Below are 1,365 nucleotides of genomic sequence, written 5' to 3'. Positions count from 1 at the left end.
ATATTATCCCCCATGCCTTTGACATTTTTCAATAGCCCTTTAAAGGTATCGAAATTCTTAGCGCCTTGTTCGATGCCTTCCTTCACTGCTGTTTTGATACTAGTCTTAACAGCGGTGAGCCCTGCAGTCTTTCCTGTCTTGGCCAAGCCACTGAGGTATTTACCTGCTGGGATCAAGTCAAGCAGGGCAAAGGCTCCCCTCATAGCTCTCTCGTTCCCATCCAGCTCGCGTCCAGTACCCCAGTCCTTGCCAGAAGCGGCGGAATACATTTCCGCTGTTGCTGCGACCGTTGATAGAACCGCACCGGCAGGAGGGCAGAAGACAAACAAGACAACTGTAGCCGCGGTCAGAGTCAAATCTCGCCACATCTCTGTAGTGGACTTTTCATCATCAATCGATACATACTCGAAAGATCGGGTTTGATGCATAACTTGGACATATTCCGTCTCGGTCAGCCTATGATCCTTATAATCCTTACTCTTCCTATACTCCTCATAGCTTTTCTTCAGTGACGCCTTATAAGGGCTATCAACCTTGTAGAGCTCGTCAATCCCTATCTCAGGTGGGGTGACTTCCTTGGTACCGACAGGATGGCCATAGGGATCTTTCACAGACTCGATGCGCTTATAGCCAATCTTGTTAGTCGTTTTATACTGTTGAATGTTAAGGGCTTCAAGTTTGGCTCCGACTTTGTCCATAGCCTCATAGAAGGGGCGGTCGATATTCTTCTTGATGTAGGTGTTCACATTCTCAGCATACCGCTCCAAGGTTGAGAGTTTGGCTTGTAGAGTTTGGGCAGTGCTGGTTTCATCGTGATAGGTATAGGAAACGACCCCGTCCGTATCCTTTTCCTTGATGAGTTTCTGAACCTTCTCAGAAATCTTGACCAGATCCTCCACCCGTTTGGCAAATCCGGTCGAAGCTGTGCCTGTACTATAGCTCCCTGCTTGAGCATTTGTGTAATTTCCATAGCCACTGCTAGAGACTGTGGCATTTTCAGTGAGGCCCGTTATGGCTTGTTTCATCGTCTTCCAGGTCGATGAATGAAGTTCTACATCTTTGGTCATTGATCACCTCGCGGAATGATTCCCAGAGTTTTTAAGTTTTGTACGAGAGCGGGATCAGCAACAAGACCATTTATAAAATCATCTCTAAGCTTGGTATCTTGTTCGATCATTTGATCCATCATGCTTAAAATCTCACTATTAGCACGTCGGTATAGGTCTCCGACTTCATTGACTTTATTGAGCATATCAGCATAGTGGTCCATTGCTTTTGAAGCTTCTCCACCCTCATAATATTTCGTTTCAGATAGGCTCTTCAATTTTGGAGCTAAGTTATTTTGAAATGAAATTTCAATATTGG

Annotated in this window: 1 protein-coding gene and 1 pseudogene; both read right to left on the bottom strand. The window is 45.4% G+C overall.

The genetic code is table 11. The features are described 5' to 3' along the window. A pseudogene (locus MK385_RS09775) lies at positions 1 to 1,067 on the bottom strand (pre-toxin TG domain-containing protein); the annotation flags it as partial. Next, a partial coding sequence (locus MK385_RS09770) for a hypothetical protein (protein WP_326845588.1) occupies positions 1,064 to 1,365 on the bottom strand: 302 nt, incomplete at its 5' end. The gene MK385_RS09770 and the pseudogene MK385_RS09775, both read right to left, overlap by 4 nt.

Source organism: Streptococcus oralis, from assembly GCF_026782125.1.
Lineage (GTDB): Bacteria > Bacillota > Bacilli > Lactobacillales > Streptococcaceae > Streptococcus > Streptococcus oralis_CE.
Note: the sequence above shows the minus strand (reverse complement) of the source record. Positions and strands in the feature narration are given on the sequence as shown.